At 44.8% G+C, this 26,320-nt stretch carries 23 protein-coding genes and 4 tRNA genes (1 of these 27 running past the window's edge); 6 read left to right on the top strand and 21 right to left on the bottom strand.

The window, feature by feature from the left end; all coding sequences use genetic code 11:
• Positions 1-5: 5 nt before the first annotated feature.
• Genes BET10_RS19050 through leuS form a run of 9 tightly spaced genes read right to left on the bottom strand, consistent with a single transcriptional unit; the run spans position 6 to position 9,371 of the window.
• A complete protein-coding gene (locus BET10_RS19050) occupies positions 6-770 on the bottom strand; it encodes a septal ring lytic transglycosylase RlpA family protein (protein ID WP_070987366.1) in 765 nt (254 codons plus the stop codon).
• The gene (rodA, locus tag BET10_RS19045; RefSeq protein ID WP_070987364.1) at positions 767-1,876 is read right to left on the bottom strand and encodes a rod shape-determining protein RodA; all 1,110 of its coding nucleotides are present in this window, start codon (positions 1,874-1,876) and stop codon (positions 767-769) included. The genes BET10_RS19050 and rodA overlap by 4 nt, the downstream gene beginning before the upstream one ends.
• Entirely contained in the window at positions 1,873-3,747 is a 1,875-nt protein-coding gene (mrdA, locus tag BET10_RS19040; RefSeq protein ID WP_070987362.1) for a penicillin-binding protein 2, read from the bottom strand. The genes rodA and mrdA overlap by 4 nt, the downstream gene beginning before the upstream one ends.
• A gap of 10 nt (positions 3,748-3,757) precedes the next feature.
• The gene (gene rlmH / locus BET10_RS19035; protein WP_070987360.1) at positions 3,758-4,228 is read right to left on the bottom strand and encodes a 23S rRNA (pseudouridine(1915)-N(3))-methyltransferase RlmH; all 471 of its coding nucleotides are present in this window, start codon (positions 4,226-4,228) and stop codon (positions 3,758-3,760) included.
• Between the two features lie 3 nt (positions 4,229-4,231).
• A complete protein-coding gene (gene rsfS / locus BET10_RS19030) occupies positions 4,232-4,549 on the bottom strand; it encodes a ribosome silencing factor (protein ID WP_070987358.1) in 318 nt (105 codons plus the stop codon).
• 55 nt (positions 4,550-4,604) lie between these two features.
• Entirely contained in the window at positions 4,605-5,234 is a 630-nt protein-coding gene (gene nadD / locus BET10_RS19025) for a nicotinate-nucleotide adenylyltransferase (protein WP_070987356.1), read from the bottom strand.
• Between the two features lie 9 nt (positions 5,235-5,243).
• Positions 5,244-6,281 (bottom strand): DNA polymerase III subunit delta, encoded by a 1,038-nt coding sequence (holA, locus tag BET10_RS19020; protein WP_070987355.1) that lies wholly within the window; start codon positions 6,279-6,281, stop codon positions 5,244-5,246.
• On the bottom strand, positions 6,281-6,781 hold the full coding sequence (locus BET10_RS19015; RefSeq protein WP_070987352.1) for an LPS-assembly lipoprotein LptE: 501 nt from the start codon (positions 6,779-6,781) through the stop codon (positions 6,281-6,283). The genes holA and BET10_RS19015 overlap by 1 nt, the downstream gene beginning before the upstream one ends.
• Position 6,782: 1 nt before the next feature.
• Entirely contained in the window at positions 6,783-9,371 is a 2,589-nt protein-coding gene (leuS, locus tag BET10_RS19010) for a leucine--tRNA ligase (RefSeq protein ID WP_070987350.1), read from the bottom strand.
• Positions 9,372-9,717: 346 nt separating this feature from the next.
• On the opposite strand from leuS, the gene BET10_RS19005 reads away from it, so the two are divergent.
• The 4 genes from BET10_RS19005 (at position 9,718) to BET10_RS18990 (ending at position 15,368) form a co-directional block, all read left to right on the top strand.
• Complete coding sequence (locus tag BET10_RS19005; RefSeq protein ID WP_070987348.1) at positions 9,718-11,856, top strand: TonB-dependent receptor; 2,139 nt, start codon at positions 9,718-9,720, stop codon at positions 11,854-11,856.
• A 102-nt stretch (positions 11,857-11,958) separates the two neighbouring features.
• Positions 11,959-12,417, top strand: coding sequence for a zinc ribbon-containing protein (locus tag BET10_RS19000; protein ID WP_070987347.1), 459 nt, complete (start codon positions 11,959-11,961; stop codon positions 12,415-12,417).
• A 45-nt stretch (positions 12,418-12,462) separates the two neighbouring features.
• The gene (locus BET10_RS18995) at positions 12,463-14,886 is read left to right on the top strand and encodes a Lon protease family protein (protein ID WP_070987345.1); all 2,424 of its coding nucleotides are present in this window, start codon (positions 12,463-12,465) and stop codon (positions 14,884-14,886) included.
• Positions 14,886-15,368 (top strand): FKBP-type peptidyl-prolyl cis-trans isomerase, encoded by a 483-nt coding sequence (locus BET10_RS18990; protein ID WP_070987343.1) that lies wholly within the window; start codon positions 14,886-14,888, stop codon positions 15,366-15,368. Before BET10_RS18995 ends, BET10_RS18990 begins: the two co-directional genes overlap by 1 nt.
• Positions 15,369-15,445: 77 nt before the next feature.
• On the opposite strand, the gene BET10_RS18985 is transcribed toward BET10_RS18990, so the two are convergent.
• On the bottom strand, positions 15,446-16,636 hold the full coding sequence (locus BET10_RS18985; RefSeq protein WP_070987341.1) for a type III PLP-dependent enzyme: 1,191 nt from the start codon (positions 16,634-16,636) through the stop codon (positions 15,446-15,448).
• 386 nt (positions 16,637-17,022) lie between these two features.
• Between BET10_RS18985 and BET10_RS18980 the strand changes: the two genes are divergently transcribed.
• Positions 17,023-17,769, top strand: a complete 747-nt coding sequence (locus BET10_RS18980; protein ID WP_070987339.1) for an SDR family oxidoreductase — start codon at positions 17,023-17,025, stop codon at positions 17,767-17,769.
• 8 nt (positions 17,770-17,777) lie between these two features.
• On the opposite strand, the gene BET10_RS18975 is transcribed toward BET10_RS18980, so the two are convergent.
• The 7 genes from BET10_RS18975 to miaB form a co-directional block, all read right to left on the bottom strand.
• On the bottom strand, positions 17,778-18,308 hold the full coding sequence (locus BET10_RS18975) for a GNAT family N-acetyltransferase (RefSeq protein WP_083330613.1): 531 nt from the start codon (positions 18,306-18,308) through the stop codon (positions 17,778-17,780).
• Complete coding sequence (locus BET10_RS18970) at positions 18,305-18,550, bottom strand: helix-turn-helix domain-containing protein (RefSeq protein WP_070987338.1); 246 nt, start codon at positions 18,548-18,550, stop codon at positions 18,305-18,307. The genes BET10_RS18975 and BET10_RS18970 overlap by 4 nt, the downstream gene beginning before the upstream one ends.
• A gap of 297 nt (positions 18,551-18,847) precedes the next feature.
• The gene (gene lnt, locus BET10_RS18965; RefSeq protein WP_070987336.1) at positions 18,848-20,425 is read right to left on the bottom strand and encodes an apolipoprotein N-acyltransferase; all 1,578 of its coding nucleotides are present in this window, start codon (positions 20,423-20,425) and stop codon (positions 18,848-18,850) included.
• The gene (corC, locus tag BET10_RS18960) at positions 20,403-21,281 is read right to left on the bottom strand and encodes a CNNM family magnesium/cobalt transport protein CorC (RefSeq protein ID WP_070987334.1); all 879 of its coding nucleotides are present in this window, start codon (positions 21,279-21,281) and stop codon (positions 20,403-20,405) included. Before corC ends, lnt begins: the two co-directional genes overlap by 23 nt.
• 61 nt (positions 21,282-21,342) lie before the next feature.
• Positions 21,343-21,801, bottom strand: a complete 459-nt coding sequence (gene ybeY, locus BET10_RS18955; RefSeq protein WP_070987332.1) for an rRNA maturation RNase YbeY — start codon at positions 21,799-21,801, stop codon at positions 21,343-21,345.
• A complete protein-coding gene (locus BET10_RS18950; RefSeq protein WP_070987330.1) occupies positions 21,801-22,847 on the bottom strand; it encodes a PhoH family protein in 1,047 nt (348 codons plus the stop codon). The genes ybeY and BET10_RS18950 overlap by 1 nt, the downstream gene beginning before the upstream one ends.
• A gap of 52 nt (positions 22,848-22,899) precedes the next feature.
• Positions 22,900-24,333: a tRNA (N6-isopentenyl adenosine(37)-C2)-methylthiotransferase MiaB gene (gene miaB / locus BET10_RS18945; RefSeq protein WP_070987328.1), complete on the bottom strand. Its 1,434-nt coding sequence runs from the start codon at positions 24,331-24,333 to the stop codon at positions 22,900-22,902.
• Positions 24,334-24,573: 240 nt separating this feature from the next.
• On the opposite strand from miaB, the gene BET10_RS18940 reads away from it, so the two are divergent.
• Positions 24,574-25,731 carry an FAD-dependent oxidoreductase gene (locus BET10_RS18940; protein WP_070987325.1) on the top strand — a complete coding sequence of 386 codons (1,158 nt, stop codon included), beginning with the start codon at positions 24,574-24,576 and terminating at the stop codon, positions 25,729-25,731.
• Positions 25,732-25,879: 148 nt separating this feature from the next.
• Here the strand turns inward: BET10_RS18940 and BET10_RS18935 are convergent.
• The 4 genes from BET10_RS18935 to BET10_RS21640 form a co-directional block, all read right to left on the bottom strand.
• Positions 25,880-25,964: transfer RNA gene (locus BET10_RS18935), tRNA-Leu, on the bottom strand.
• Between the two features lie 98 nt (positions 25,965-26,062).
• Positions 26,063-26,137: transfer RNA gene (locus BET10_RS18930), tRNA-Gln, on the bottom strand.
• Between the two features lie 43 nt (positions 26,138-26,180).
• Positions 26,181-26,265, bottom strand: a tRNA-Leu gene (locus BET10_RS18925).
• Between the two features lies 1 nt (position 26,266).
• Positions 26,267-26,320: transfer RNA gene (locus tag BET10_RS21640), tRNA-OTHER, on the bottom strand (it continues 92 nt past the right edge of the window).

The following is a 26,320-nucleotide window of genomic DNA, read 5'->3' as shown; positions in this document are numbered from 1 at the left end:
ATATTCTAAAGTTGTTGTTCACTATAAAGCAAGAAGGCTTGGCTAAATTCGCCTTTTCGCAAGCTATTCAGTACAGATTGTGCCTGATTATCATCTTGCATTGGTCCTAAACGCAGCTTGTACAGTCCATTTTCCAATGTGATGACATTACTAAGAGCCATTTTTTGCTCTAGAGCATTAGCCATCATTTGGATTTTGTCTAGTTGACTGCCAGCAGCTACTTGAATATAGGTTAAGCGGGGTGCTTTTCTTGCTAGGGTAATCGCCTCTACCTTAACTTTGGCTGTACCATTTAAGTGATAGCCCAGTTTGTATGCAGCAGCGTAGGATAGGTCAATAATTCTATCGTCGTGAAATGGACCTCGGTCATTTACTCTTACAATGGCACTTTTGCCATTGTCTAAGTTTGTCACTTTAACAAAACTTGGCAGTGGCAGAGTCTTGTGCGCGGCTGTCATGTCGAACATATCGAATACTTCGCCATTAGAAGTGTGATAACCGTGAAATTTTCTGCCATACCATGAAGCGGTGCCTTGCTCTTTGTAACCGTGCTCATCAGACATTGGTGTGTAGCGTTTGCCTAGTACCACATAAGGACGTCCGGTGCTGGCGCTTTTAGCTTCGTTGGTCACTATCGCATCTTGCATTTCAAGCTCAGTGGGTGCTCGAAGTGGCGCTTTGTCATGTTTGATATGATAACGACTGCTACATGCGCTCAGCAGCAAAAGCAGCAAAATCCCTAAACCCAAGTGTAACGTCTTTTTACTCATGATTTTAAAAGCATCCTCTTGTCTGTTGCGATAGACATAATAATGCCAAATCCGGCCATCAAGGTCACCATTGAGGTTCCTCCATAGCTTATGAGTGGTAAAGGTACGCCCACAACGGGTAGTAACCCAGACACCATGCCAATATTCACAAATATATAGACAAAGAATGTTAAGGTCAGTGCGCCAGCTAATAATTTACTAAATGCATCTTGTGCTCTGACTGCAATGTATAAACCTCGTCCAATAATAAACAAATAGAGGCTGAGCAATATCACTACACCAAACAGCCCGAACTCTTCACTCAGGACGGAGAATATGAAGTCAGTATGTCGCTCTGGTAAAAACTCCAATTGAGATTGCGTTCCCTGTAACCAGCCTTTACCTTCGATGCCACCAGAACCAATGGCAATCTTAGATTGGATAATATGATATCCAGCACCAAGCGGGTCACTTTCAGGGTTTAGGAATGTTAATACGCGTTGTTGCTGATAGGCATGCATACCATAATGCCAAAAAGCAAAGCCTGCAGGGCCCGCTAGTAGCGCAAATATGCCTATAAGCTGCCAGCTTAAGCCTGATAAAAACAGCACGAAAATCCCTGAGCTGGCGATAAGAATAGAAGTTCCTAAGTCGGGTTGTTCTTTGATTAATATGGTTGGCACCATAACGATGACAAAGCCTACAACCAGATTCCAGAGGCTTGGCGGTAGTCGGTTTTGGCCTATGTACCATGCAACCATCATAGGCACGGCTATCTTCATAATCTCAGAGGGCTGAAATCGTGTAACACCGAGATCTAGCCAGCGTTGCGCCCCTTTACTGCTCACACCGACAAACAACACGGCAACGAGCATTGCCAGACCAATTAAGTACATGGGAATAACAATACGTTTCAAGGTAATAGGGGAGAGCTGTGCCATAAATAACATGGCGATGATGGCGCCAGCCATACGCGTGCCATGGCGTATCATCATATTAATGTCTTGACCGCTGGCACTATAAACGACGGTTAAACTGCCTACCATCATTAACATAAGTGCCAACAATAAGGGCCAGTCTAGGTGCACGATTTGCCAAATTGTACGTCGATTATGTAACGGGGTCATTGCGCCTCCGTTTCAAGTGGGTACGCAGAAAAGTAATAATCCATAATTTGCCTAGCGATTGGGGCTGCAATAGACCCCCCCCCTGCTTTTTGGTTTTCAACTATGATGGCAACAACTATTTGCGGGTCATCAAACGGCGCGAAGCCGGTGTAAACTGCATTGTCACGATGTCGCTCTTTAAGCTTCTTCGCATCATACTTCTCGCCTTGTGCGATACTAACAACCTGTGCCGTACCTGTTTTTCCCGCAGGGTCATAGGTCACGCCCTGAAAAGCCTTATGGGCCGTACCTGTGGTTTTTTTCACTGTGTTATGCATGGCATCCAACGCTATTTGCCAATGGCGTGGGTTTTTAAGCTGCACTGGTGGTTTTTCTTCGGTGAACAGTTGTTTGATGTTTTCTTCTTGTCTTGCAACTTGCACTAAGTGCGGTTGACGATGAGCACCACGATTTACCAAAATACTCAGAGAATTGGCTATTTGGATGGGAGTTGCAGTCCAATAGCCTTGGCCGATACCAACAGAAATTGTATCACCAGGCCACCAGTTCTCTTTAAATCTCGCGCGTTTCCAATCGACTGTAGGTAGTATCGCTGTAGTTTCTTCGTGAATATCAATACCAGAGAGATCGCCAAAACCGAACTGATCCATAAAGTCTGCTATCTTGCTGATACCTAGCTTGTACGCAATTCGATAGTAATAGGTATCACATGACTCCTCGATGGCGCGATACACATCAACGTGTCCGTGGCCCCAACGCAGCCAGTCTCGCCATTTATGATCCACATTAGGAATTTGGAAAAAGCCTGGGTCCCAAATTTCAGTATCCTCGGTCACGATGCCTTCTTCTAAACCCAAAATCGCAAGATGCGGTTTTATGGTGGATGCAGGAGCGTAGCGGCCTTGAGTAACACGGTTGATAAGCGGTCTATCTTCATTGAGCAGTTTTTTATAATCTTCGCTGCTGATACCGTGTACGAATAAGTTAGGGTCATAGCTTGGGTTGGAGTACATGGCTAAAATACCCCCATCTTTTGGATCGATGGCAACCACTGCGCCTCGGGTATCTTTCAAAGCGTGTTGTGCGATTTGTTGCAGACCAATATCCAGTGTAAGGACTAAGTCTTGACCGGGAACAGGTGGCTCAACACTGAGCGTGCGTAACACTCGGCCACGGTTATTTACTTCAACGCGCTGTGAGCCCACAATGCCATGTAACTGCTCTTCATAGTACTTTTCTATTCCACGCTTGCCGATATCGTGAGTGGCGCGGTAATTGGTTGCTCTGTCATCCATCTCAAGCTCGGCCAGCTCTTTTTTATTGAGCTTGGCAACGTAACCAAGCGCGTGGGTGAGCGTGTCGCCAAATGGATAGTGTCGAGATAAACGAGCTTCAATACTAAAGCCCGGAAATTTATGCTGGTTAACAGAGAAAATAGCAACTTCTTGCTCGTTTAAACGGGCTTTAAGTACTTGGCTTTTGAAGCGACGGTTGTTACGTATGTCCTCTAAAAACTCTTTGATTTGTTGATCTGTGATAGGGATCAATTTACTTAGTCGCTGTAAGCTCTGCGTTAAATCTTCTACATCTTCTGGAACTACTTCTAGGTTGTAAACAGGGCGGTTTTCGGCAAGCAGGACGCCATTTCTGTCGTAGATCAGCCCTCGGTTGGGCGCGACAGGAATAACTTTTATACGGTTATCGTTAGAGCGGGTTTTGTAGGTATCATAGTCTACAACTTGCAGGTTGTAGACATTCATCAATAAGATACCTATTAAAGAAACAACAAAAATAAAGCCGATAAATGCGCGACGGGCAAATAGATTTGCTTCAGCAGAATGATCGCGGATCGTAGGCCTTTTTTTCAGCATCGTCTATTAACTATTCTCTATGATAAGGGTGGTTGTTGTTCAAGCTCCATCCACGATAGAGGCTCTCAGCAACAATAATACGCACCAATGGGTGCGGCAAAGTTAAAGTCGATAATGACCACTTTTGCTCGGATGCTGCGATACATTCTGGGGCTAAGCCTTCAGGGCCACCAATTAGCAAGCTAACATCACGGCCATCTAGCTGCCATTTTTGCATATTACTAGCCAGTTGGTGAGTATCCCATGGTTTACCTGTTACTTCGAGTGTAACAATGCGATTACCTTTAGGAATAGCAGCTAGCGTTTTTTCACCCTCAAGTTGTAAGATGCGCTTTATATCGGCATTTTTCCCACGCTTTCCTGCTGGGATCTCAATTAGCTCCAGCGGCATATCTTTTGGAAAGCGTCGTTGATACTCTTTAAAGCCAGTTTCTACCCAAGCGGGCATTTTAGTTCCAACAGCAACTAACTGAATCTTCAAAGTTTAGCCCCAAAGTTTTTCAAGATCATAGAGACTTCTGGTTTGATCTTGCATCACGTGTACAACCACATCACCGAGATCAACCAACACCCACTCACCAACATCTTGACCTTCTTGGCCTATCAGGTCCTCGCCAGCATGGCGGGCTTCTTTTGCAACATGCTCTGCGATTGACTGTACATGACGTTTTGAGTTGCCTGAGCAAACAACCATATAATCCGTGACGGAAGATACGCCACGTACATCTAGTTTCACGACATCACGGGCTTTCATATCGTCAACTTTGTCTAGGGCAAAGTCTAAAAGTTGTTCAGAATTCAAGTGTATTTCTCTTCACTAAATAAAATAATCGGCGATTCTATCACAGCATACGCGCTTATTCAGCATACAGGTGGTGTTCATTAACGTAGTTTCTGACCTTTTCATCGAGCAAATGTTCCGTATTTTCTCTATTTTTTATGCGTTTACGTATTTCGCTTGACGCCGCGTCTAGTTTTTTACCGGATAGAAAGTAACATAACCCTGCACTTTGATGATGTAAGGCATGCTTATCTAGCGTATGAGATTGAGCCAGATAGTCGGCCAGCTCCGGTGCTGTTGATTGTATTTCACCAGGTCGTTGATAGACCACAATATGGCAAAGCCTGATGATTTCTTGCCATTTATACCAGCTAGGCAGGCTGTTAAAAGAGTCCATGCCCATTAAGAATATTAACGGTGTATTTGGGTACTCAGCGCGGCACTCTTGCAATGTGAGCTGCGAATATGAAGGTCCCTGTCTATTGAGCTCTCTATGATCGATTTTAAACCCAGGATTATCGTCGATAGCCAGTGACAGCATCGCCAAACGGTGGTCATCGGTTATACCTGGTTGTGCCTTATGTACAGGTACGGCACACGGTAAAAAATGTAGTGTATCCAGACACAATTCGGCCATACACTGACTTGCCATATTTATGTGCCCGAGGTGGATAGGATCGAATGTACCGCCAAATAATGCAATCATAAACAGTGCTTAGCTTGATAGTTGGTGAGGCAATGAAAAGTTTACAGGCTGACAAAACGCCAGCGCAATATGTGCTAGCGCTTGATAGGGCGCGATCATCTGGGCGCGTTTATAAGCTGAATCAAATTGAGCGAGCAGATTGATAAGGTTTTCTATCTGAACAAGTGTTAAGCGGTCGAGTGCCTGTGATGTGGCTGCTTGCTGGTTCTTCCAGATGCCATGTTGCTTAAAAAGCTGGGCGGTATTTTGGCCCGCTTGCATGCCTTGCTTAATGGCCAGTAAGGTTTGTGCTTCTTTATTTAAGGTCCAGACAATACTTGTTGGTTCAACGTTGTCATCTGCCAGCTTGAGCATGACTTTAATGACTTGTTTGGCGTTGCCACTTAGTAGCGCAGTGTTGAGATCGAAAATATCGAACTTGGCTTGGTTAAGTAGCCCCGCTAGCACTTGGGACTGTTCGATGGACTCTGATTTGTATAATAAAGAGAGCTTTTCTAATTCTTGGTATGTAGCCAGCAAGTTACCTTCGGTTGCCCCCAGCAAGCTGCGCTTTGCATCGACGGTAAGGTTTAACTTTAAGTGTTTACACTGTTCATCTAACCAACGGCTCAGATGGTTTCCTGCGAGCACATAACAGGGCACAAACACACCTTGCTTGTCCAAGGCTTTAAACCATGCTGTACGTTGAATGTCCTGACCCGCTTTCGCTCCTTTTAAGATCAAGATCACATCGGGGTTAGGGTTCTCACTCAGTGACTTAAAGATTTGGCTGCCTTGAGTGCCAGGTTTTTGCTGATTTAGGTCAAACTCGATAATGGTTCGTGCACTAAATAGTGACATGCTGTTGTACTGGGCGATAAGCTCTTGCCAGTCAAACCCCGGTAACAAGTTAAACTTGATGACTTCATCGAAGCCTTGTTTTTTTGCTACCTGTTTTATCTCCAGTACACAATTGGCTTCTTGAAAAGGCTCTTCACCAAACACCATATAAAATGGCGCAAGGGAACGCTTTAATTGTGGGGTTAGTTGGTTTGCATAACAGCGCATTACAGTTGAGATAGCTCGCGAACAATACGTTTACTGGCAAGTTGACGCAGCTCGTTTAGGAGCAATTCCAGCTCTTTTGCCTTGGCCAGTGCGTTGTCAGGATCATCTTGGTAATTTCTATATAACTCAAAACGTTGTTCAACAGGCTCCTGATTGGGGCGGGTTAAACGATATGATACGCCGTAAGCCAGCTGATACTGCGCAACCTGACCATTTTTAAACAAACTGAGTGTTTGACGCTCCAAGGTATCACGATACAGGTGTAGTTGTACGAGTTGATTATCATTTTGGGTCTTATCAACCAGTTCTACTTGAGCTTGCTGAAGATCATTGACGAGCAGCTCATACAGTTCGGCACGTTTATCGTCACCACTGAGCACGAGAGTGCGCATCTCAACAGGCAGGTAAGAGGCCTTCTTTAAATGAAAGCCACAACCTGACAGCAAAACACAGACTAGCGCAAGCGCTAATCCGTGTTTGATCAAGATACTAAGACGCATCTTAGTTCGCCACCACGTTAAGTAGCTTACCCGGCACGTAGATCACCTTGCGAATGGTCTTGTCATCGGTGAACTTAGTTACGTTTTCATCAGCAAACGCTAGCGCTTCAACTTGCTCTTGGTTAGCGTCAGCAGCTACAGTTAATTTAGCGCGAAGCTTACCGTTAACTTGTACGATGATTAGCTTTTCGTCTTCAACTAATGCAGCCTCATCAACCACAGGCCATGCAGCGTCAAGAATATTATTCTCGTTGCCTAACTGAGCCCATAATTCATGACACATATGTGGCGTGATTGGTGCAAGCATAATAACGATCGCGTTAAGGGCTTCATTGGCTAGGGCGATATCTTGCTCGTCATTAAGCGGTGCCTTAGCTAGCTTATTCGATAGTTCCATGATCGCCGCAATTGCGGTGTTGAACGTCTGACGACGTGATAAATCATCCGTCACTTTAGCAATTGTTTTGTGAATTTCGCGGCGCAATGCTTTTTGGTTACTGTTTAGTGCTGCCACATTAAGCTGTGCCTTACCTGCAGCGTTAACATCAACAGCATATTTCCACACACGTTTTAAGAAGCGATGTGCACCTTCAACGCCTGAGTCTGACCATTCAAGCGTTTGCTCAGGTGGCGCGGTAAACATCATGAATAAACGTACGGTGTCTGCACCGTATTGTTTAATAACCGTTTGTGGGTCAATACCATTGTTCTTTGACTTAGACATCTTGCTCATGCCCGCAGAAAATACTGGTTGCCCGTCTTCTTTATGCCATGCTTTGGTGACGCGGCCTTTCTCATCCGTTTCTGTTTGTACATCGGTAGGAGAGATCCAAATATCGCCGCCTTTCTCATCTTTACGATAGAAAGTATCGGCCAATACCATGCCCTGACAAAGTAGGCGCTCAAACGGCTCATCTGAGTTAACCAAACCAAAGTCACGTAGTAGCTTGTGGAAGAAGCGAGAATACAACAAGTGTAGAATCGCGTGCTCAATACCACCGATGTATTGGTTTACAGGTAACCAATAGTTTGCCGCGCCAGGCTCTAACATGCCTTCGTCATAACGAGGACTACAGTAACGAGCATAGTACCAAGATGATTCCATGAAGGTGTCGAACGTATCAGTTTCATGAAATGCAGGTTGCCCATTTACCGTGGTTTTTGCCCACTCTGGATCTGCTTTAATTGGCGAAGTCACGCCGTTCATCACTACGTCTTCAGGTAGGCGCACCGGTAGCATATCGTCTGTTGCTGCAAGCTCCTGACCATTTTCATCGCTTAGCATTGGGATCGGCGAACCCCAATAACGCTGACGGCTTACACCCCAGTCACGTAGGCGATAGTTAACCTTGCGCTTACCTGCATTGAGAGATTCTAGTTTGTCAGCAATAGCATTGAATGCGCCTTCAAAATCAAGACCATCAAACTCACCTGAGTTGATCAATACGCCTTTTTCTGTGAACGCTTCTTTGCTTAAGTCAGCGACTAGGTCTGAGTCTGCTTCTGGAGATATTACTTGTTTTATTTCAAGGCCATAAGCTGTTGCAAACTCAAAGTCACGTTGGTCGTGGCCAGGCACTGCCATCACGGCACCTGAACCGTAATCCATCAATACGAAGTTTGCGACCCAAATTGGCACTTCTTGACCTGTTAACGGGTGAATGGCTTTAAAGCCTGTATCAATGCCTTTTTTGTCCATGGTTGCCATATCGGCTTCGGCAACCTTGGTGTTTTTACATTCTTCAACGAATGCAGCAACTGCTGCGCTGTTTTTAGCCGCTTCTTGGGCAATCGGGTGTGCTGCTGCGATACCCACATAAGTGACACCCATAAACGTATCAGGACGTGTAGTGTATACCGTAAACACTTCGCTGTTGTCTGCACGTTTGAAGTCTATTTCTAAACCTTCAGAGCGGCCAATCCAGTTGCGTTGCATGGTTTTCACCTGCTCTGGCCAATCATCAAGTTTGTCTAAATCATCAAGTAGCTCTTGAGCGTAGTCGGTGATTTTAATAAACCACTGTGGGATCTCTTTTTGCTCAACAATTGCCCCTGAGCGCCAGCCTCTGCCGTCAATAACCTGCTCATTGGCCAATACAGTTTGGTCAACAGGGTCCCAGTTAACGGTAGACATTTTTTTGTATACTAAGCCTTTTTCATAAAGCTTGGTGAAGAACCATTGTTCCCACTTATAATATTCAGGGTGACAAGTGGCGATTTCACGGTCCCAGTCGTAGCCAAAGCCTAATTGTTTTAGCTGGTTGCGCATGTAATCAATGTTCTCGTAAGTCCACTTGGCAGGTGCGGTGTTATTTTTGATTGCCGCGTTTTCAGCTGGTAAACCAAACGCATCCCAACCCATAGGTTGCATGACGTTTTTACCTTGCAGGCGCTGGAAGCGAGATACTACGTCGCCTATTGTGTAGTTACGAACGTGACCCATGTGCAGACGACCACTTGGATATGGGAACATTGAGAGACAGTAATATTTCTCTTTGCTCTCGTCTTCGACGACTTTAAATGTCTTGTTATCTTCCCAATATTGTTGGACTTTTGACTCAATGTCTTGCGGGTTATATTGCTCTTGCATCTACGTTTCCAGACTTCTTGCAAATTGATAGAAAATTGCCCGATAGCATACCCGAATTTGACTAGCAATCACAGCACCTAAGGCGTAATTATTTTAGCCAATTGTTTGCACGTGAACGTATGTTTATCAGTGTGTGTAAGATCAGTTGTATAGAGGCTAAAAGGAGACCCTAAACCGAATGCCTTTTTACGTCGTTACAATCATTGCAAAAAGTAACGCAAAGAGCATGTATTTCGAATAAATGAAAATGAGAGTGGTTCTTATTTTTGTTGATCTTTGTTGGTTTTCTCCATATTATATCGGCGCTTTTTAAATCATTATTATTCTAAATCCAGCAAGGATACCCATGTTAAAATCCACTCTCAGCATACTAGCGGTTTCTATAAGTACAGCGGCTATCGCAGATAACACGCGTGTTGAACACGCTAAAAATTCAGATATGGAACATGTTGTTGTTTCAGGAAGCCGAGTGTTTGAAAGCATTGATGAGGTACCGGCCTCAATTACCGTCATTAGCCAAAAGCAAATCGAAGAACATTTGCAGGTGAATCCTGAGTTGCAAAGTTTGCTGTCTCAAATCGTACCAGGTCTCGCCCCTGATACCGGTAGCTCAAGCAATACAGGTCAATCGTTGAGAGGAAGAGCGCCGTTGGTGATGATTGATGGGGTACCGCAGTCAACACCACTGCGTAACGGTTCCTTGGGAATTAAAACATTAGACCCAAGCGCTATCGCTCGTATTGAAGTGATCAAAGGGGCAACGTCTATCTATGGTAATGGTGCATCAGGTGGCATCATTAACTACATTACAAAACAGGCCAGAAGCGGTGAAAAGGCGAGCGGTGAAATGAGCATATCTAGCCGCTTTAGCGCCGTGAAAGTTGCAGAGAGTGCGGGTGGGCGTGTTTCTGGCGCTGTTAACGGCCGTGTTGAGCAATTTAGCTATTTAGTGACCGCCAGTTATGAAGAAAATGGGGTTCAGCGCGACGCCGAGGGTGACATTCTTGGTTTGCAGTATGGCCTGTCAGATACCGTGACTGAAAACTACTTCACCAAATTGGGCTACGACCTTGATGAAGACAAGCAGATACAATTTAGCTATAACTTCTACAGCTCGCAGCAAGAAACAGACTTGGGTGACGTATTTGGCAACATGAATTTGGGTGAAAAATCATATGCTGTTCACATGCCGCCAGCCCAGCAAAAGCAAGGTAAACCACAAGGGCCAAAGGGCAATGAAAATGTGACTTTGAAATATACAGATCACGCCATTTTTGCGAACACACAGCTGACGCTTGATGCCTACAAGCAGGACATAGAGAATGTATTTTTCTTCTCACCTAGTCTTGCCAACCCAGATGAAGGTTATACGGGCGGACAATCAATCATCCGCTCTGAAAAGCAAGGTGCTAGGGCAACGTTTAATAGCTCAATAGATTTTAATGATAATGTGCAGGCTACATTTATCTACGGGGTGGATGCATTAAACGATGTTACCTCTCAACCGCTGGTTGATGGCAGAGTCTGGGTTCCAGAAATGGATATGGACAGCCTTGCTGGCTATTTGCAAACGAAATGGATTGTTGCTGATGATTTAGTGATCAAAGCGGGAGTTCGAGAAGAAAGTATAGACATCGCGGTGGCAGATTATCGTACCTTGAAGCTGTGTCGCTCGGCGGATACCTGCTCTGTGCCCTTCGATGTAAAAGGTGATACGGTTAACCATGATGCGACCACATACAATGTGGGGGTAAAGTACAACGCCAGTGAAAGGTTCAGCCCATTCGCAAGCTACTCGCAAGGGTCTGATATTTCTGATATTGGTCGTTTACTGCGCAGTGCTACGGTAACAGATATCGCACAGATCCAAACTGAGGCGTCTATTATCGACAGCTATGAAGTTGGTTTTAATTCTCAGCTCGCAAAGCTTCGTTTTGAATTTGCAGCCTTCAAGAGCACCTCGGAACTGGGTACTGTTAATAAACTCAACAAGGAAACAGGTATTTATGAGCCAGTACGTGCGCCACAGCGAATTTGGGGCTACGAAGCATTGGTTGACTATCCAATCACCGCCACTTTAAAACTCAATGCCACATATAGTTATACAGAGGGTAAAAATACCAGCACGGACGAGTACTTAGGTTCTAAGCATATTAGTCCGCCAAAGTTAACTGCCAACTTGAACTGGCAGCCACAAGATGGCCTGTCGATGACACTAAGCTGGTTACATGTTGGTGATAGAAAGCGTTTTGAGAAAAATGATAAAAATGAATATGGTTTAGATCAAGGCCCTGTTGATAGTTATGATGTTTTAAACTTCAGCGGTCAATATCAATTTGCCAATAACTGGCAAGGGTTTATCGGGGTTGAAAACCTATTGAATGCTGACTACTTCCCCGCACGAGCACAGTCTTACACCTATGGCGGCTACAATGTTAAAGGATTAGGCACAACCGTCACATTAGGCATGAAATATCAGTTTTAGCCGATAGCAGGGTTTACCGAATATATTCGGTAAACCCTAATACATTGAATAGCATAACTGGTCTACACTTATCAAAAGAGGCATTTGATTAGGAGTGTAGTAATGGCTGATTATCAAAAATGGCTCAGTCAGTTTACTGATTGGCTAAAGGATGTAAAAGAGCATGAAGTCGATGATCTCGTCGAAAAATTCATGGAACATCAACAAGCTTTAAAAAACCTATCGCAAGAAAAGTTAGCTACATACAAACGCTACTTACGCCGAGATCTGGCCCACCTAAAAGACTACAACAAGTATTATGATGATTTAGCCTGGCAAGAGCTTAAAGCGTCGATATGGTACGAGTTGGCCCAATTAGAAGACAGAACGCAGCTGGAATGGCATTCGCTGTTACAAGACTTTGATCACAAAGGCACGTACAAGCAAGGAGAATGGATAGCCATGGGGCAATTAGTATGTAAGAATTGTGGCAATAAATCGGATGTGTTTTATGCCAGTGAAATTATGCCTTGTTCTGAATGCGGACACGGTGAGTTTGTGCGTAGAGCGTTGTCCCCATAGAACCTAACCCAATAGTAGTTAGCGTTGAGAAATAAGAAGTTAGGAATGACCAAAAAAATATCGCCATTATCTACCGACGCGCTAGCGCCGTCGGTTTCTGTTACCCATGTTCAATCATGTATGCAAAACCCTTACCCCGAGGCGCTTCCGTTCATTGGTCAACAACGAGCACAAAGTGCTTTGGACTTTGCTTTGGGTATGGAATTGCCAGGTTACAACGTGTTTGTGATGGGGGAGGCTGCGCTTGGTCGTTTTACTATGGTAAAAGACAAGCTTGAAGCGCACAGCAAAACGCGTCCTACACCAAAAGAATGGTTATACGTTAATAACTATGATGATCACCGTGAGCCTATCGCAATGTTTATGCAAGCGGGTCAGAGTAAAGAGCTTGCGGACGATATCGACGAGTTTTTGGATGAAGTTGCTGATACATTTCCAGCCGCCTTTGATAACCCAGGCTATCAGCGCAAAAAAAAGTCGATAGATAGAGACTTTGACAACAAATACAATGCAGCGTTAACCGCGGTTGAACAACTCGCGGCGGAGAAAAGTGTTGCCCTGCTTGAGGAAAGTAATTTAGTTGGGTTTGCACCCGTTGTGAATGGTAAACAGTTGGACGACAACGAGTTTGCTGCACTAGATGAGCATCTTCAAGCCCACTTTATTAACGCCATTGAAAAGTTAGAAGATGCGTTGATTGAAGCTTTGCTTGAGCTGCCTCGATGGAAGCGCGAGTCATCGGAAAAGCTACGTAACTTAAAAAAGTCTACGGTCGAGATGGCCACCAAACCGCTGTTAAGAACCTTAGAGCATAAGTATGCCAGTCACATTGGTGTAGTGCGTTACCTGAAAGATTTACGCACCGAAATCGTTGATGCGGTGCTTGAGTGGCTAGACGACGATGCAAGCAGCGAAGAAAACAAAGATGACTTTGATGCGAAGGGAATGCTGAACGACTTTTTTGCACCAAACATTTTGGTCGAATACAAAGACGATGACCCAGCCCCTGTAGTGTACGAGCCCAACCCGACCTTTGGTAATATTTTTGGCAAAGTGGAGTATGCCACTTCGCAAGGGACTTTGATAACCAGTTATCGTTCAATTCAAGCCGGTGCACTGCACAGAGCAAATGGTGGTTATTTGATCATGGATGCTGAGAAGGTACTCGCCAATCCTCAGGTGTGGGATGGCCTAAAATTGTCTTTGAAAACCCACCAGATCAAAAATGATTTGCCATATCAAGACAATTCAGTCGGTAGCAGTTTTACCTTAAAGCCTCAATTGATCCCACTTGATGTAAAAATCATTTTGTTAGGCTCACGAGATTTGTACTACACCATTGGTGAGTATGATGAAGAGTTTGCTGAGTTGTTCAGGGTGCTGGCCGATTTTGACTACTATTTGCCAAGCTCTGACAAGATGCAATATCAGTTTATTAGCAAAGTTCAAGAGTATGCTGCACAAACGCTTAACTGTACGCTTAGTGCACAGGCCTATGCACGCTTACTTAAATTTAGTTACCGACAGGCTGAACATCATACTAAATTATCGGCGCGTTTTGCTGATGTGTTGGAGCTAGTGGCGGAGGCAAGCTTTTATGCAAGGCAAGATGAAGTCACGCAGATTGGTTCTGAACATATTGATGAAGCGATTGCTGGTAAACAATACCGCACCGGTCAATTGAGTGAGAACATGCTTAGTGATATTCAAGAAGGCCATACTCTGATAGCCACGCAAGGCAAAGCGGTAGGTAAAGTAAATGGCTTAACGGTATTACATATTGGTGACACTGCCTTTGGTACACCCGCGCGGATCACCGCAACCGTGTATGCGGGTGCAGATGGCGTGGTAGATGTTGAAAGAGAGGCGGAACTGGGTAAAGCGATTCACTCAAAAGGGGTGATGCTACTGACCGGCTATTTGGGTAATAAATATGCGCAAAACTTTCCGCTTACCTTGAGTGCGAATATTGCCATCGAGCAAAGCTATGGTTATATCGATGGAGATAGCGCTTCTCTGGCTGAGCTGTGCGGACTTATCTCTGCGATAACCCAATTGCCTATCAATCAATCATTAGCACTGACGGGCTCGATTAACCAGCATGGTGAAGTGCAAGCAATCGGTGGTGTAAATGAAAAAATCGAAGGCTTCTTTAAACTTTGCAAAATGCGTGGCTTAACGGGTGAGCAGGGCGTTATTATTCCTAATTCCAACCGTGTTAACTTGGTATTGGACGATGAGATTGTTGCAGCCGTAGCGGCAGGGCGTTTTAATATTTATGCCGTTGAAAGTGTAGATGAGGCGCTAACCTTACTAATGGATAAACCTGCTGGTGCACTAAAAGAGGGGGCATATCCAAAGGATAGCATCAATGGTATCGCGCTTGAGCGATTGCAGCATATTGCTAATGTGGTCAACGGTGAAGATAAAGACGAAGAGAAAGAAAACGAAAAAGAGAAGGATGCGTAATGTCAACCACGAACATTATTTTACTTGTTGTTATTTTGGTGATGGCTGGGCTGGTTTACAAACAATCTAAACAGCAAAAGCAATCTGCGCAGTATAACCGCACTGCGGCAAAAGAGTTTTTAGAGCAAAATGCAAATAAGCCAAATATTAAAAGTACCGAGTCTGGTTTACAATACGAAGTGCTCACAGAGGGGAGTGGTCAGAGTCACCCAACGTCAAGTAGCAAAGTCAAGGTGCACTATCATGGCACTTTATTAGATGGTTCGGTATTTGACAGCTCTGTGCTACGTGATAGCCCAATAAGCTTTGGCTTAAATCAGGTGATCCCAGGCTGGACAGAAGGGGTACAGTTAATGAAAGAGGGCGATAAGTTTCGCTTTTTCATTAGTCCTGACTTAGGGTATGGCGACAGAGCTGCCGGAAAAATAGAGCCAGGCTCACTGCTGATTTTTGAGGTAGAGCTATTGGCGATTGAGTCATAACTGCCTGCAGCCAAATAAATAAGCCTGAGACTTGCTCAGGCTTATTTATGTGTTCAAAGGACACTGTCATGACAGTGCTAGCCAAGCTTTTGCTCAGCTATGCACACTTCGTTCAATATCACGGTTTGCGCGCGTTTGAAGAAGTTAAAATCTGTCGCCGTCGCGCTGGTATACGCGCCCATCATACGTGCCACAATTAAATCACCATTGGTAAGTTTTGGTAGCATAATGTGCTCGGCAACCACATCTATGCTGTCACAGGTTGGCCCTGCTAATACACTTGGGTAGCACAAGGTATCCTGATTCACCGTCACGATTGGATAATTAGCTTCATCAAACATTAACCCGCTGAATGAACCATAAATTCCATCATCTAAGTAGTACCAAATTTTGCCTTCACGCTCAGCCTGACCCATTACTGACACAACACTCATCACCGCAGGAGCAACAATGAATCGCCCTGGCTCTGCAAGCACTTGCACAGTTTCGGGCAAACTCGCCAGTGCTGTGTTTATCGGCGCACAAAACTCATCAATTGGCGTGACCTGTTTTGCGTAACTCACAGGGAAGCCCCCACCAATATCAAGTGTGCTTAACGCAGGTAAACCCAATGCCACTACTTGTTCCATGACGATTTTGCAGGCTAAAATCGCATCCACATATTTTTGCGGGCTACTGGTTTGCGAGCCAACATGAAACGATAACCCTTTAATACGAATACCTAATTGCTTAGCTTTCGTAATAATGGTTATTGCCAGCTCTGGGCTACAACCAAACTTTTTAGACAAATCAGCAAATGCTTCGGCATTTCTAAAACTCAAGCGCACTAGCAGTTCAACTTCATCTTTGTAAGGGATGAACTTTTCCAGCTCGTTTAGGTTGTCTACCACAAATACGGTACATCCGTATGCCAATGCATCACGAATATCACTGTCGCGCTTTATTGGATGCGTGTGAATGGTTTTGTCAGCCGGTACACCTTGGCTGGCCACTAAGTCCACTTCACCACTGGTTGCTAAGTCAAAGCTAGCACCTTCTGCGAGCAAAGTACGCACAACCGCCTCATGAGGAAGAGGCTTAAGCGCAAAGTGTAACGTTACATTTGGCAGTGCAGCGGCAAGTGCGCGGTATTGTTGACGTACCACGTCACAGTCTAAAAGTAATAAAGGGGCACCAAATTGAGCAACAGAGGCTTCAATAAGTTGTGTTTCTTCAGCGCTTAGAGCTGAAGGTGAAAAAGCAGAAAAATCCAACGCCGAGTTAGCCATATGAGCCTCCAAAAATAGAAACAAACTTTCCAAACTATTTCTTAGATAAGTCGAAAAGTTGAGCGTCAATAAGCGCGTATATACGCAGTCAAAGTCACTCTTGGATAGTTGCTCTATCGCCTTGCCACACTCGGGGTGTGATGTACTCGGATTGGCTATCATCAAGAAGCAGGTGGATATTAGTTGTAGTTTTTTTGCGGTGCAAGAATTATTTATAAAAAATTGAAATTATTTTTAAAGTTATTAGTTATCAATCATTTAAATGTTTGCCAGTGAACGCCTAAATGACCCTCAAGCTTAACCGATCTGTGCTACTAAGATAGACAATCCCCTTGTTGCCTTGCTAGTGTGTTTTACCCAATGTACCTCCATGAAAGGAAACGAACTTGAATAAAGTGGTTCTTATCACCGGCGCCAGTCGTGGTATAGGCGCAGCCAGTGCAATCAAACTCGCAACGCTTGGTTACAAGGTTGCTATCAATTACAAAGAGAACAGTCAGGCGGCTAATCAGGTTAAAGCACACATTCTCAACATGGGTGGTCAGGCAGCGACCTTTAAGGCAGATGTAAGCGATGAGAATGCGGTTGTACGCCTGTTTGAAGAGGTTGCAACTGAGCTGGGGGCGCTGAGTCACTTAGTCAATAATGTAGGCATACTCAAGTCACAGATGCGGGTTGAGCAGATGACCGCAAAGAGAATAAACTCAGTACTAATGCATAATGTGACGCCTTACTTTATTTGCGCTCGTGAGGCTATCAAGCACTTTAAAGCGCATCATGACACTAAGCGTTGTGCCATAGTGAATGTGTCATCGGCAGCTTCTAAGCTTGGCTCAGCCAATGAGTATGTTGACTATGCGGCATCCAAGGGGGCGATAGATTCGTTTACCACAGGGCTTTCTCTGGAGCTTGCACCTAGCGGTATTCGTGTTAACTGTGTACGTCCGGGTTGTATCTATACCGACATTCACCGAGATGGCGGCGAACCCGACAGAGTTGACCGCCTAGCGTCATTGCTACCGCTTGGACGTGGTGGCACACCTGAGGAAGTTGCCAATGCCATTGCGTGGCTGCTCAGTGAAGAGGCCAGCTACGTCACTGGCAGTTTCATTGAGTTAGCGGGTGGCAAGTAGCCACAGGGTTAAGACTTGGATAAAACTTTGTAATAGTAGCTGGTGGCATTTAGCTGACCTGTGGCGTCGGTGACAAAATAGGGGATCTCTCCCGCTTTTTGGTAACCAAGCACGTGATAAAAAAGCTCTGACTTATCACCACTTTGTGTATCAAGCACCAGTAAACTAATGCCCTGTGTGGAGGCGTGTTGTTCAACATATCTCATTAGCATGCGCGCTCGTCCTTGTCGTTGCGCTGAAGGATGCACTAACAGTTTTTCAACCTCAGCGCGGTGCGTACCATTTTGTTTGCGACAAGGTAGCAACTGTACGCAGCCTAGTAATGTTTGATTATCAAACGTGGCGAATAAACGGCGCTGCTTGAGTGCTAACTCGTTTTCGATACTATGCCAATATTGAGCTAACAAATCCGCTTGAGCAGGTTTATAAAAGCCAAGAGAGGCGTCATCATTAATACACGCACTTAGCAATTCAACGAGCTGAGGGAGTAGTGGGGTAATACAGGTCAGCTCCTTGACCTGTATGGGAGAGGTTTTCATACGTGCTGTAATCCCCTCAATGATTGCTCAATCTCTTGTAAGTGTTGTTCAAGCACTTGCTTGGTAGCCTCTAAGCGCTCACTTTGTTGTTTGGGCTTGGCTTGTGCAAGGCGAACAGCCCGATAAACTGAGCGCTTGGGCAGCACGTATTGATGTGCCGCTTCGGAAATTGACAACTGCTCGCTCAATACTTTGTGTACAGCCTCTAGCATCAGTGGGTGTTGTAGTGATAGCGTTCTCATACTTTTCTCCCTACACCCTTGACTGGGTGTTTCACATCGTGAATTTGCCAGATGCTAATGTCTAAATGCCACAATAAATACAGGGTTTGATATAAATCGACCATAAGAACCACCTTCGCTTGTTGTGATTGATGGTGATAGGGTAGGAAGAACTGTACCAACTTTTTATTTCTATTAAAATCATGTGGTTACGCTTATTCGTGTGACAATAGGCAGCCTAATTGCACCAAAAGTGTGGTTGTTTCATGCTGATATGCACTAACGCGAGGCATTGGGTAAATAGAGTGATTACTTGTCCTAAAGTAAATCCTGCTCAAAGCGACTGAACAAGTATGACTTTATTCTGCTGATCGTTACACTCAGAACCAGCAGCGCAATCACAATCCAGATAGGCTTTTGACCATATTGGCTATAAAAACTATAACCGGATATCAGTTGCACATCCGTCTTTAGCACATCAGAGGTAAACTGAGCGATGGTGTGTTGTTGCTCTAAAATTGGATCATATACGCCTGTTACCCCGTTATTGGTGGCTCGAATTAGCGGTCTTTGCAATTCAAGGGCACGCATGCGAGCTATTTGCATGTGCTGATGTGGACCATGGGAGTCGCCAAACCATGCGTCATTACTTACCGTAAACAATATATCCGATCGTTCCGTAAAGTTGTCTCTGACCAATTCGCTAAACGCTATTTCGTAACAAATAGCAGGAAGAATATGTAAATCATTGGCAATGAGATTGTGCTGGATACGTTCACCACGGGTAAATGATGACATCGCTAAATCAAAAAGGGGAGCCAGTGGCCTAAGAATGTCTTCAAAGGGTACGAACTCACCAATGGGTAGCAGTTGATGCTTTTGATAGCGGTTGGTGTGTAAGTACTGATAATGTCCTTGTTCATCTTCTTTGTGTTTTTTACCAAGCACTATTAGAGTGTTGTAAACGGTTTTACTGTTTAACTGATAATCTGGAATACCTGTGATAAGGGCGGTGTTATTAAAAGCCGCGGCTTTGTCCAAATCTACTAAAAACGCGTTAGCGAAGTCTTCGATTTCAGGAATAGCCGCTTCAGGCCAAAGTACTAAGTCAACATTATGCCAGTGTGGGCGTGTCATATCTCGATATTTAGACATGGTTGGCCAGAACTGTTCGGGTTCCCAGCGAAGGCTTTGCTGAATATTACCCTGTACCAACAGGGTTGAAATGCTTTTGTCAGAGTGCTTAGGCTTATCCTGTAGCGCATCTGCACCGTATAACAGCAGTAAACAAGCAGCCATCACCATGATTGGCTTAGCGCTGCGCTGTTGCCAAATGTAGTAGATACAACCGCCAACTAATACGCATAGCAGTGTTAGACCAAACTCTCCAATTAATGGTGCTAGGGTATTCAATGGACTGTCAGTGAGCGTGTAGCCAAAGCTCAGCCACGGAAAACCAGTTAAGAGTTTGCCACGCAACCACTCGAAAACGGCAAAGCCAACAATGAGTACAGCGACACGTTGCCATGGGGTATTAACAAATCGACTGGCGAGCATAAAGGCAAGAGTTGGGTAGAGCGCCAGATACGCGCACAACAAAGCCATCAATAATAAGGAAATAGGTAAAGGCAAACCACCGTATTGGGCGATAGAGACATGGACCCAGCTGATCCCCAAGGAAAACCAAGCAAAGCCAAAGATAAAGCCATATTTGGCTGCTTGTTTTGGGCTTGGCGTGTCAGTTACATAGCAAGCGATAGCAAGTGCAAAAAAAGTCAGTGGCCAAACATTAAAGGGGGCATAGCCAAAAGTAAGCGCGAGGCCTGCAAATAATGCTAGCCACGCTCTTTTGTCTTTGCACAAGGAAAGTAGCTTATTCAGCTTCGTCGTCGCCATCTTCAGTTTTTGGCACAGTTACTTGTAACTGAATAATGCGGCGGTTATCAGAATTAGTCACCTTAAATTGCAGAGGTTCAATGTCGATGGTTTCACCTCGGCTAGGCATATGCCCAAACGCATGGAGAATAATGCCACCAATTGTATCCGCTTCTTGGGTGTCGTAACCTGTTTTAAAGAACTCGTTAAACTCATCCAGCGGGGTTAAGGCCTGCACCATATACACATGCTTAGACAGCTGGCGAATATCCTGCTGTTCTTCATCATCGTCGTGTTCATCTTCGATTTCACCAACGATGATCTCAAGAATGTCTTCAATGGTTACTAAGCCCGACACACCACCATACTCGTCTACAACGATGGCCATATGGTAACGCTTTTGACGAAACTCATTAAGCAGTGTGTCTACACGCTTGCTTTCAGGCACGACGATCGCAGGTCGTAAGTACTCCCTAATTGCGGGTAGGTTTTCGTCCTTGTTCAAAATCAATGGCAGTAAATCTTTAGCCAGTAGGATGCCTTCAACATGGTCTTTATCTTCACAAATCACCGGAAAGCGCGAGTGAGATGATTCCACCATGGTTGGCAATTGTTGTTCTAGTGATTGATCTACGTCCAGCGTGATCATCTGTGAGCGTGGGATCATAATATCGCGCACTTTAAGCTCAGAGACGCCTAACACACCTTCCATCATATCCTTTGTCTCAGGGTCTATCAGACTTCGCTCCTGAGCATCAGCAATGACTTCTACCAACTCTTCTTTGTTTTGGGGTTCCCCTTGCAGCATCTGTGTGATGCGTCCCAACCAGGTTTTGCCAGAAGAACCCTGGCTACTCTGCGAGTTATCGTCGCTCATTGTCGTGTTTTACTCCATAAAATAACAAATTGGATAATGATGCTATTTGACCATTAAATAATTACAAATCATCGCGGTAGGGGTCACTGATCCCCAGCTGCGCTAAAAACTCTTTTTCTAGACTTTCCATTTCTTCGGCGTCTTTTTCATTTATATGGTCAAAACCAAGTAAATGCAAGCAACCGTGGATCACCATGTGGGCAAAGTGTTCGTGAAAGGACTTTTCCTGCTCAATGGATTCTGCTTTAACAACCTGCGGGCAGATGATGAGATCGCCAACGAGCGGCAGCTCGATGCCCGCAGGGGCTTCGAATGGAAATGACAGCACATTGGTGGGCTTATTTTTGCCACGATACTGATGATTCAGCTCTTGGCTTTCTTTTTCATCTGCGATACGAATTGTCAGCTCGGCATGCTCCAGATAAGGAGACAACGCTTTATCGGCCCATAGTTCGAATTGTTGCTGTGAAGGTAAATCTGCAAATTCGCAGGCAATTTGTAGGTCTAGCTCAACGCTCATCAGTCTTGCTCTTTTTGTTGTTTGGCCTGTTTAAAGGCCTGCTCTTTGAGTGCCTTCTCTTTTCGCTCTGCTTCTTCTTTTTTCTCATACGCTTCTACGATACGTGCCACCACAGGGTGACGTACCACATCATGTGATTTAAAGAAGTTAAATGAGATTTCATCCACATCGCTGAGCACTTCTATGGCATGACGCAACCCAGAACGCGCTCCACGCGGTAAGTCAATCTGCGTGATGTCACCCGTTATCACCGCTTTTGAGTTAAAGCCGATACGAGTCAGGAACATTTTCATTTGCTCGGTGGTGGTGTTCTGGCTTTCATCAAGGATAATAAATGCATCGTTGAGTGTACGTCCGCGCATGTAGGCCAACGGGGCTACTTCGATAACATTTTTTTCAATCAAACGCTCTACTTTTTCAAAGCCAAGCATTTCAAATAAGGCATCGTAAAGCGGACGCAAATAGGGGTCGATTTTTTGTGTTAAGTCACCAGGTAAAAAGCCTAACTTTTCACCCGCTTCTACAGCTGGGCGAGTCAGTAAAATACGGCGGATCTCCTGACGTTCCAGAGCATCAACGGCGGCAGCAACGGCTAGATAGGTTTTACCCGTACCAGCAGGACCAATACCAAAGCAAATGTCATGTGTTAGGATGTTTGCCACATACTGGCTTTGATTAGGGTTGCGTGGTTTCACCACGCCGCGACGTGTTTTTATGTAGACCTCTTGGTCCCAGACTGCGGGCGCGTCTTGTTCTAATACATTCGCTTCACTAATTGCCAAGTGAACATGGTCAGGTTCAATCTCGTTAACTTGGCCTCGAACAGGCTGAGTGTCAACATACAGAGACTTTAAAATATCCATAGCGGCTTTGGTTTGTACAGGCTTACCTGTCACTTTAAACCAATTATCACGATGGGCGACTTCTACCCCTAAGCGGCGCTCTATTTGTTTTATGTTTTCATCGAATGGACCACACAATGATGAAAGACGATTGTTGTCGGCGGGTTCTAGGTAAAATTCAATATTTTTTAACTGACTACTCAAAATGGCTTCCTATAACAAGTACGCCAGCAAAGGCTGGCGTAATCAATCTGATTTATGGCGTAAACGTTGTTACACCTAACTCATCAGCTTCTGGCTCTAGCGGGGCACGATTTAATATATCAGCCGGTGCCACGTCCTTACGTAAGTTCATTTCTGATTCTGTACGAATTAACTCGCCACGTAAAGAGTTTGGTAATGCTTCTGTTATACGTACATCAACAAACTGACCGATCACAGAGTGTGGACCTTCAAAGTTAACCACTCGGTTATTTTCGGTACGACCACGCAGTTCCATTGGGTTTTTCTTCGATGGACCTTCAACCAGAATACGCTGCTCGGTATCAAACATTTTGCGGCTGATATCTTGTGCCATTTGGTTAATACGGTTTTGTAGGATGTACAAACGCTCTTTCTTTTCTTGCTCAGAGACATCATCCGGCAAATCAGCCGCAGGCGTACCAGGGCGCGCTGAGTAGATGAAGCTAAAGCTCATATCAAAGCCAATGTCATTAATAAGGTTCATTGTGGCTTCAAAATCAGTTGCCGTTTCACCTGGGAAACCAATGATGAAGTCTGACGACATGCTTAAGTTCGGGCGAATTTTACGCAACTTACGAATTGTTGATTTGTACTCAAGTGCAGTGTGGCCACGTTTCATTAGATTCAAAATGCGGTCAGAGCCACTTTGTACTGGCAAGTGTAAGTGGTCAACTAGCTCAGGTACATCTGCGTAAGCTTCGATAATGTCTGGTGTAAACTCTACAGGGTGAGACGTGGTATAACGAATACGGTCAATACCATCAATTGCCGCAACATAGCGCAATAAATCTGAGAAATAACAGGTTTCACCATCATGGGTTTCACCTCGGTAAGCATTTACGTTTTGACCAAGTAGGTTTACTTCACGCACGCCTTGCTCTGCAAGCTGAGCCACCTCAAGCAATACGTCATCAAGTGGACGGCTAACCTCTTCACCACGCGTGTAAGGAACCACACAGAAGGTACAATACTTAGAGCAACCTTCCATGATAGACACAAACGCGGTTGGGCCTTCAGCTTTTGGCTCTGGTAGTCTGTCAAATTTTTCAATTTCAGGGAAAGAAATATCAACGACAGCGCCTTGTTTGCTTTGTACTTGTTTGATCATTTCAGGCAAGCGATGCAGTGTTTGCGGGCCAAACACAATATCAACGAAAGGCGCACGTTGGCGAATTGTGTCACCTTCTTGCGATGCTACACAGCCACCAACACCAATTACCAAGTCAGGGTTATCATCTTTTAATAACTTCCAACGACCAAGTTGGTGGAATACTTTCTCTTGTGCCTTTTCACGAATTGAACAGGTATTGAGTAAGATAACGTCAGCTTGCTCGGCTTCTTCTGTTAGTTGATAGCCATTAGTGGCATCCAGTAGATCAGCCATTTTCTGAGAGTCGTATTCATTCATCTGACAACCCCAGGTTTTAATATGCAACTTTTTACTCATTGAAATATTGCCTCGTTTTCAATTCGGATCTTATGCACAACGTCGCGCAATTCGTGGTTCGCTATGCAATAGCAAAGCTTAAAGGACGCGTATTTTATATGACCTAGGGTCACTAGCCAAGTATAGTTTTTAACTTTAAAAGACTGGATCAAGGTTGAGCGTATTGGCGTGATTACAAATGGGCAAACGGGTGTGACTTAAGATACAATTCTGGTGGTTCAAATTAGGTGAGGCAAAGTTATGAAAAATAAGGTGGTGATTGTCGGTGGCGGCATGGTTGGCGCAGCTGCTGCGGTGCAACTGGCTAAGCAAGGCGCGCAGGTTACTGTGCTTGAACACTCGCCAATAGATGCTCAAGCCGTGCTTGATGATCCACAGATTGATATTCGTGTTTCTGCAATCAATCGTTTTTCAGAATCCTTGCTAGAAAAGTTAGGGGCAATGCGGTTATTAAAAGCAACGCGAGTTGCGCCTTACTATCAACTTGAAGCCTATGAACAGCTGGGTAATAGCCTGTTATTTGATGCCGCAGATGTATCGCAAACTCATTTAGGCCACCTGATTGAAAATAAACTCATTCAGGCCAGTCTTTGGGCACAATTTGCCGAGAATGGGGTGGCGGTGGAAACCGTCGATACATTGCCCACGGCAATTGAACAAAATTTAGACTCCATTACATTGCATTATGCTGACAAAAGCTATCAGGCTGATTTACTGATTGCGGCCGATGGGGGTCGCTCGCCACTAAGAGCACTTGCCAATATTGGCGTGACGGGTTGGCAATACCAGCAAAGTTGTATGGGGGTGCTAATCAAATTAGATGCGCCACAGCAGTATAAAACTTGGCAGCAATTCAAACCCTCAGGGCCAATCGCTTTTTTACCCATGCGTGCGCCTTATGCAAACTTAATCTGGTATCAAGATGCACAAACGCTTGCAGCTATGTCTGATTTGTCTAATAAGCAGCTGAAGGAGCGGATTGTTGAGCACTTTTTTGAATTGCCTGGAGATTTTAGCGTAGAACAAAAAGCCATCTTTCCATTAGCAAGACAACATGCCAACCAATACAGCCAAGGTCGATTGGTACTTGTAGGAGATGCCGCTCATACCATAAATCCATTAGCAGGGCAGGGCGTAAACCTCGGTTTTAAAGATGTAGCAGCGCTGGCTGAGTGTTTAGAAGAGCTGGAAGATTTAGGAGACTCTAAAGCGCTTAAGCAATATGAGCGAAAACGTCGAGCTGATAACTTAGCTATGATGAGCATGATGGATGCGTGTTATTTTGGCTTTTCTAACGATATAACACCGCTAAAGCTGCTACGTAATGGTATTTTGAAGATAGCGGATCAGGCCGGCCCTCTAAAGCGCAAGGTGCTAGAGCACGCTATGGGCTGGTAAACAACTGACAATTTGTCGATTTTTAAAACGGGCGCAGGTCCGTTTTTGTGTCAACGGTTTGGTACTAAAATATTTAACGGACAATAAAAATAATAAGTAGGAAACTAAAGGGAATAATTAAGAAGATAAAAATAAGAAATAACCTGAATGGTGCGGAGGGAGAGACTTGAACTCTCACACCCGAAGATACTGGAACCTAAATCCAGCGCGTCTACCAATTCCGCCACCCCCGCATCACAGGATATGCTTAGAAGCATAAAGTTCAGTAGTTAAGCTACTAGCTTGCCTAATATCTTAGGCTTCGACTTCCGCTTTAATTGGTAGATTAAAGTGGCTGGAGTACCAGGATTTGAACCTGGGAATGGCGGGATCAAAACCCGCTGCCTTACCGCTTGGCGATACTCCAACAGTCGATTATTCAAATCTATCAATTTTACATCTTGAGAAGATGGTGCGGAGGGAGAGACTTGAACTCTCACACCCGAAGATACTGGAACCTAAATCCAGCGCGTCTACCAATTCCGCCACCCCCGCATGGCTGGAGTACCAGGATTTGAACCTGGGAATGGCGGGATCAAAACCCGCTGCC

The organism is Pseudoalteromonas amylolytica, assembly GCF_001854605.1.
Taxonomy (GTDB): Bacteria; Pseudomonadota; Gammaproteobacteria; order Enterobacterales; family Alteromonadaceae; genus Pseudoalteromonas; species Pseudoalteromonas amylolytica.
The sequence above is the reverse complement of the archived record's forward strand: the minus strand, read 5'-3'. Positions and strand labels throughout refer to the sequence as shown.